The organism is Pseudomonas sp. GD04019, from assembly GCF_029837695.1.
GTDB lineage: Bacteria > Pseudomonadota > Gammaproteobacteria > Pseudomonadales > Pseudomonadaceae > Aquipseudomonas.
The window spans coordinates 21,058-27,189 of record NZ_JAOEEA010000021.1 but is presented as its reverse complement, the minus strand read 5'-3'; the positions used below and the strand labels follow the sequence as shown (position 1 = coordinate 27,189).

Sequence of the window (6,132 nt, the reverse complement as noted above, 5' to 3'; positions counted from 1 at the left end):
AAGACCCTTAAACCTCGCAAATCTGTAGCTGGGGATCACCCTAGCGTTTTGAGATACACGTCACAAGTTTGTCGCCAACGAATTGGCGTAAAGAATAGTTATCGCCGCGGCATCAAACCTCGAACTCGGCCTGCAGCGCCGCACGCACACAGTGCAGCACGCCTTCCGGCACCTGCCCGGCGAACTGCGCAGCGATGGCCGCCACCGGCGGCAGCTCGCCCTCGCCATCGAGGAAGGCATCCTGGATCTCGCCCAGCAGCTCCTCCGGCAGGTCCAGCGCCTGCTCCAGCGACAGCTGCTGGCCGGCGATGGCCTCGGCCAGCAGGTTGTACACACTCTTCTCGCCACAGTTCAGCTGGCTGGCGATCTGCGCCGGCGTCATGCCGGCGCGGGCCAGGCTGACCAGTTCAAAGCGCAGGTCGGTGACCGCCCTGGGCGCCTCGGCGGACTCGCCGCCGCTCAGCACTTCGAGGAAGGCCTCGCCATAACGTTCCAGTTTGCGTGCGCCGACACCGCTGACCTGGGCCATCTCGGACAGGTTGCGTGGCTGACTGCGCAGCATCTCCAGCAGGGTGGAGTCGGGGAAGATGACGTAGGGTGGCACGCTGTGCTCTTCGGCCAGCTTGCGGCGCAGGGTGCGCAGGGCCTCCCACTGCTCGCGCTCCTCGCCACGCACCAGCTGGCTGGCGCTGCTGCCGGAGGCCTTGGCCGCCTGCTGTGGTTTGAGGTCGCGGCGCAGCTCGAGCGTCACCTCACCACGCAGCAGCGGACGGCAGGCGTCGCTCAGGCGCAGGCCGCCGTAACCGTCCAGATCGACGTCGGCTAGGCCGCGTGCCACCAACTGGCGGAACAGGGTGCGCCAGTCGCCTTCGGCCAGCGCCTTGCCGATGCCGAACACCGGCAGGTGCTGGTGGCCGGAGGCGCGGATCTTGTCGTTCTCGCGGCCCAGCAGGATGTCGACCAGATGGCCGACGCCATAGCGCTGGCCGCTGCGGTAGATGGTCGACAGGGCCTGGCGCGCCGGCTCGGTGGCGTCCCAGGTCTGCACGTTGTCGACGCAGGTGTCGCAATGGCCGCAGGGTTGCTCCAGCACTTCGTCGAAGTACGCCAGCAGCGCCTGGCGGCGGCAGCGGGTTTCCTCGCAGAGGGCCAGCATGGCATCGAGCTTGTGCTGCTCGATGCGCTTGTGGCGCTCGTCGCCCTCGGAGTTGGCCAGCATCTGCTTGAGGAACACCACGTCTTGCAGGCCGTAGGCCATCCAGGCATCCGCGGGCAGGCCGTCGCGGCCGGCACGACCGGTTTCCTGGTAGTAGGCTTCCAGGCTCTTGGGCAGGTCCATGTGGCAGACGAAGCGCACGTTGGGCTTGTCGATGCCCATGCCGAAGGCGATGGTCGCCACCATGATCAGGCCTTCCTCGTTGAGGAAACGCTTCTGGTGGTAGGCGCGCAGCTCGTTGGGCAGGCCGGCGTGGTACGGCAGCGCCGGGAAGCCCTGGGCGCTGAGGAAGTCGGCCACCTCCTCCACCTTCTTGCGCGACAGGCAGTAGACGATCCCGGCATCGCCCTTGCGCGCGGCGAGGAAGGCCAGCAGCTGCTTGCGCGGCTGATCCTTGGGCTGGATGCGGTAGAAGATGTTCGGCCGGTCGAAGCTGGAGAGGAAGCGCTCGGCCCGCTCCAGGTGCAGACGCTGGACGATTTCCTCGCGGGTACGCATGTCCGCCGTGGCGGTCAGGGCGATGCGCGGCACATGGGGGAACAGTTCGGCCAGCTGGCCCAGTTGCAGGTATTCCGGGCGGAAGTCGTGGCCCCACTGGGACACGCAGTGCGCCTCGTCGATGGCGAACAGGGCGAGCTGCGGCAGACGCTGGAGAAAATCCAGCATGCGCGGCTGCACCAGGCGCTCGGGCGCCACGTAGAGGAACTTGATCTCGCCGCGGCGGATGCGCTCGGCAATATCGCGCTGCTCTTCGGCACTCAGCGTGGAGTTGAGCGCCACGGCGGCCACGCCCAGCTCGTCGAGGGTGGCGACCTGATCTTCCATCAGCGCGATCAGCGGCGACACCACCACTGCCAGGCCTTCGCGCAGCAACGCCGGTACCTGGAAGCACAGCGACTTGCCGCCGCCGGTGGGCATCAATACCAGCGCATCGCCGCCCGCGGCCACGCGTTCGATGATCGCCGCCTGCTTGCCGCGGAAGGCGTCGTAGCCGAAAACGTCTTTGAGAATGCGTAGGGCGGCGGACATGGGCGCAGAGATCATCCGAGGACAGGAAGCGGTCGCGCAGTATACGCGAGCGATGACGACGGCAGGCCATCGCCCGTCGGCCGTGCTTTTGCGGGCCTGGGCGGCTAGAATCCCGATGTTTACTCACTCAAGGTAGTCCCACGATGTCCTTCGCCGAGCAATTGTCCCGCCTGCAAGCCTTCCTCGATGCCGATGATCTGCACGAAGAAGCTCTGGACTACGTGGCCGCCCATGGCTACCTGACCGCCCTCTGCATCTGCCCCGACCAGGTGCCGGAGCGCGAGTGGATCGACGCCCTGTTCGCCGAGCCGCCGCACTACCGCAGCGAGGCCGAGCGCGAAGAAATCGAAACCACCCTGCAACTGCTCAAGGCCCACATCGCCCGCCAGCTGGCCAGCGACGACGAGCCGGAAATCCCCTGCGACATCGACCTCGGTGACGAGCCGGACGACTCCGACCTGCGCGGCTGGTGCATCGGCTTCATGGAAGGCGTGTTCCTGCGCGAGGCCGTGTGGTTCGAAGACTCCGAAGACGAAGTCAGCGAGTTGCTGCTGCCGATCATGGTCGCCTCCGGCCTGTTCGACGAGCAGCCGGAATTCGCCGAAATCGCCCGCGACCGCCAACTGGTGGACAGCATGGTCGACCAGATTCCCGAGCTGCTCACCGCCCTGTTCCTGCTGTGCCAGGCGCCGGAAGAAAAGCCCGCCCTTCTCAAACCCCGCCACCACTAAGCCGCGCCCATGGCGCACAGCGACATCCGGCAAAGCCGTCACCGCAGCGTGCGTTACGCGCTGCTGGCGATCGGCTGGCTGAGCGTGGCGCTCGGGGTGATCGGCATCTTCGTGCCGGTGCTGCCGACCACGCCCTTCCTGCTGCTGGCGGCGGCCTGTTTCGTGCGCAGCTCCAGGCGTTTCTACCTGTGGCTGGTCAACCATCCGCGCCTCGGCCCGTGGATTCGTGATTACCTGGAAGGCAACGGTATTCCGCTCAAGGGCAAGGTCTATGCCCTGGGCATGATGTGGGCCAGCATCGGCCTGTCCTGCTACCTGGTGCCGCTGCTCTGGGCACGAGCCTTCATGCTCACCAGCGCGGTGCTGGTCAGTCTCTACATCCTGCGCCAGAAGACCCTGCCCGCGCGCGAGTGAGGGAGGTGGCGCAGCGGCAAAAAGCCCCACCACTGCCTACACTTTCTCCACTTCTCGTGGAGACATTTTCATGCCGTCGCGGCCGAGCATTCAGGGACGAGCCAAGCGCCTGCCGCCAGGCCGGCTGCTGCTCGGCGCCTTGTTCGGTGTACTGCTGGCGATGGTGGCACGGGCCAACTGGGACTTCGGCCTGATCCTGCAGAATGCCGAGCAGCGCTACGGCAACCTCGGCGTCGCCAAGGGCCGCATCGAGGCCTGGGACGAGCTGATCATCACCAGTACCAACCTCCCCGAAAAAGAGAAGCTGGCCGCGGTCAATCGCTTCTTCAATCGCCAGTTCCGCTTCTCCGACGACAGCCGCAACTGGCGGCAGAACGACTACTGGGCCACCCCGGTCGAAGCGCTGATCAAGGGTGCCGGCGATTGCGAGGACTACTCCATCGCCAAGTACTTCACCCTGCGCCGTCTGGGCGTGCCCAGCGACAAGCTGCGCATCACCTACGTCAAGGCGCTGCGCTACAACCAGGCGCATATGGTGCTCACCTATTACGCCAGCCCCGGCGCAGAACCCCTGGTGCTGGACAATCTGATCGGGGAAATCCGCCCCGCGTCCCAGCGCAAGGACCTGCTGCCGGTCTACGCCTTCAATGCCGAGGGCCTGTATCTGCCAGGCCAGACCGGCCGCAAGAGCGACACCAAGAAGCTGTCGCGCTGGCAGGATCTGTTGAAAAAGATGCGAGCCGAAGGCTTCGACATCGGAGAGGGTTAGGAGAAGCCTATGTCCCTGTTGAAACAGCTGTTTCTCGCCATCTGCCTGTTCCTCGTGGTGGCCTTCACCGGCAGCTTCATCGCCAGCGTGGAGAGCTCGCGCGAACAGCTGCTCAGCCAGTTGCGCTCGCATGCCCAGGACGCCGCCACCGCGCTGGGCCTGTCGATGACACCGCACGTGGACGACCCGGCGATGATCGAGCTGATGGTCAGCTCGATCTTCGACAGCGGCTACTTCGCCACCATCCGCGTGGTGCGCATCCCCGGCGAGGAAGTGATAGTCGAGCGACGCACCACCACCACGTCGGACAAGGTGCCGACCTGGTTCGTCGACCTGGTCGACCTCGACCCGCAAGGCGGCGACGCGCTGATCATGCGCGGCTGGGAACAGGCGGCGCGGGTCGAAGTGCTGAGCCATCCGCAGTTCGCTGTGGCCAAGCTGTGGGACAGCGCCATCGGCAGCCTGCTCTGGCTGCTGCTGTGCGGCATCATCAGCGCCATCCTCGGCGGCTGGCTGCTGCGCACCCAGTTGCGCCCGCTGGACAACATGGTCAACCAGGCCCAGGCCATCACCCGTCGCGAGTTCCTCACCCTGCCCCGTGTGCCGCGCACCCCCGAACTCAAGCGCGTGGTGCTGGCGATGAACCAGATGGTCGAGAAGCTCAAGCAGCTGTTCGCCGAGGAGGCCGCGCGCAGCGAGAAGCTGCGCGAGGAGGCCTACCAGGACAGCCTCACCGGCCTGGCCAACCGCCGCCTGTTCGAGATCAAGCTGGCCAACCAGCTGGCGGTGACCGAGCAGAACGCCGCCGGCTACCTGATGTTCCTGCGCGTCAACGATCTCGGCGGCCTCAACCAGCGCATGGGTGGCCAGCGCACCGACGCGCTGATCTACAGCATCGGCGAGCTGCTCAAGCGCCTGCTGGAGCAACGCGGCGCGCCGGACTGGCTGGCCTCGCGCAGCCGCGGTGGCGAGTTCACCCTGCTCGCTCCGGGGCTGGCCGCCGAAGATGCCGACCGCCTCGCCGAAGAGCTGGCAGACGGGCTGGAAAGCCTGCGCCAGACCGGCGCCAGCGACTGCACACCGGTGGCCCATCTGGGCATCGCCGCGTTCCGCCCCGGCGAGGAAGTGGCCAACGTCATCGGCCGCGCCGACCAGGCCCTGGCCCAGGCGCAGAGCAATGCGGGCAAGTCCTGGGAACGCCTGGACGACTTCCAGACCACCAACGGCCAGGGCCTGCACGACTGGCGGCGCTGGATCGACGATGCGCTCAGCCAGAGCATGCTGCAGCTGTACTTCCAGCCGGTGGCGGCGTGCGCGGATACCAGCCAGGTGCTGCACCAGAAAGTCCTGGCGCGCCTGCTCGACCCACAAGGCGAGGCGGTGGCCGCTGGCCGCTTCCTGCCGTGGATCGAACGCCTGGGCTGGGCCGCGCGCTTCGACCTGGCCATGCTCGAACACAGCCTGGCGCACCTGGCCAAATACCCGCAGCCGCTCGCCCTCAGCCTGTCCGCCGCCACGCTGCGCGACGCCGGCAGCCTGGAGAAGCTGCTGAACCTGCTCAAGGAGCATCCGCAACAGGCCGAGTTGATGACCCTGGAGCTGGACGAGCGCTACCTGCCGCCACCGGCAGAGCTGGAGAAACTCAGCCAGCAAGTACGCGAGGCCGGCTACCACCTGGGCCTGCAGCACTTCGGTGGGCGCTTCAGCCTGATCGGCAACCTCACCCATCTGGGCCTGGCCTACCTGAAGATCGATGGCAGCTACATCCGCGCCATCGACAAGGAAGACGACAAGCGCATGTTCATCGAGGCGATCTTCCGTGCCACCAACAGCATCGATCTGCCGCTGATCGCCGAGATGGTGGAAACCGAAGGCGAGTTGCATGTGCTCAAGGAGCTGGGCATCTATGGCGCCATGGGTCGACTGATCGGCGCGCCGGCACCCTGGCAGGGTTGAACAGGACGCACAGCCAT

Annotated in this window: 5 protein-coding genes; 4 read left to right on the top strand and 1 reads right to left on the bottom strand. The window is 66.3% G+C overall.

Features of this window, described 5'->3' with window-relative positions; all coding sequences use genetic code 11:
• Positions 1-112: 112 nt before the first annotated feature.
• The gene (gene recQ / locus N7607_RS22760; protein ID WP_279868193.1) at positions 113-2,245 is read right to left on the bottom strand and encodes a DNA helicase RecQ; all 2,133 of its coding nucleotides are present in this window, start codon (positions 2,243-2,245) and stop codon (positions 113-115) included.
• A gap of 143 nt (positions 2,246-2,388) precedes the next feature.
• Between recQ and N7607_RS22755 the strand changes: the two genes are divergently transcribed.
• The 4 genes from N7607_RS22755 to lapD all read left to right on the top strand — a co-directional run bounded on the left by N7607_RS22755 (position 2,389) and on the right by lapD (position 6,115).
• Positions 2,389-2,976 (top strand): YecA family protein, encoded by a 588-nt coding sequence (locus N7607_RS22755; protein WP_279868194.1) that lies wholly within the window; start codon positions 2,389-2,391, stop codon positions 2,974-2,976.
• 9 nt (positions 2,977-2,985) lie between these two features.
• A complete protein-coding gene (locus tag N7607_RS22750; RefSeq protein WP_279868195.1) occupies positions 2,986-3,390 on the top strand; it encodes a YbaN family protein in 405 nt (134 codons plus the stop codon).
• Between the two features lie 70 nt (positions 3,391-3,460).
• Complete coding sequence (gene lapG, locus N7607_RS22745; protein ID WP_347881181.1) at positions 3,461-4,159, top strand: cysteine protease LapG; 699 nt, start codon at positions 3,461-3,463, stop codon at positions 4,157-4,159.
• Positions 4,160-4,168: 9 nt separating this feature from the next.
• Positions 4,169-6,115 (top strand): cyclic di-GMP receptor LapD, encoded by a 1,947-nt coding sequence (gene lapD, locus N7607_RS22740; RefSeq protein WP_279868196.1) that lies wholly within the window; start codon positions 4,169-4,171, stop codon positions 6,113-6,115.
• The last annotated feature ends 17 nt before the right edge of the window (positions 6,116-6,132 follow it).